The organism is Pseudoalteromonas sp. NZS127_1 (assembly GCF_015864295.1).
In the GTDB taxonomy this organism is placed as follows: Bacteria; Pseudomonadota; Gammaproteobacteria; order Enterobacterales; family Alteromonadaceae; genus Pseudoalteromonas; species Pseudoalteromonas arctica.
This window is the reverse complement of record NZ_JADYXO010000074.1, coordinates 1-555: the sequence shown is the minus strand read 5'-3', so window position 1 is coordinate 555 and position 555 is coordinate 1. Positions and strand designations below refer to the sequence as shown.

Here is a 555-nt window from a genome sequence, read left to right as displayed (position 1 = left end):
GTACGAGTCCGGCAAAGGGACACGGCAAGATTATGCTAAGGCGGTCGAATGGTACCGAAAAGCAGCCGATCAAGGGGAGCCTTACGCTCAGAATAATCTTGGAGTAATGTACGAGTCCGGCAAAGGGACACGGCAAGATTATGCTAAGGCGGTCGAATGGTACCGAAAAGCAGCCGATCAAGGGTCCGCTGACGCTCAGAATAATCTTGGAGTAATGTACGTTAGTGGCAAGGGTGTTCGCCAAAGTTATAGAACAGCAAAAGAGTGGTTTGGGAAATCTTGTGATGAGGGCAATCAAAATGGTTGTAATAAGTACCGAGTATTAAATCAAGCCGGGTATTAATTTAGATATACCATAGGCAAATTAACCTCTATGAAAGAGACTAGGAAAATGAAAAAGACAATTGCTTTAGGTCTAATATGCCTAGCTAATGCTTCGTACGCTGAACCTCTTGAAAGTGACGAGATCTGCATAGCCACAAAAAATCTGGTTGAGAGAGCTATGATAGCTAGACAGAGTGAAATGCCAAAAGAAGTTGCAGAACAAGCCAGTAA

1 protein-coding gene is annotated in these 555 nt (G+C 43.8%); it reads left to right on the top strand.

Features of this window, described 5'->3' with window-relative positions; genetic code table 11:
- Nucleotides 1-343: tetratricopeptide repeat protein (locus I6F50_RS20170; protein WP_197177160.1), on the top strand; the 343-nt coding region annotated here is incomplete at its 5' end.
- Between the last annotated feature and the right edge of the window lie 212 nt (nt 344-555).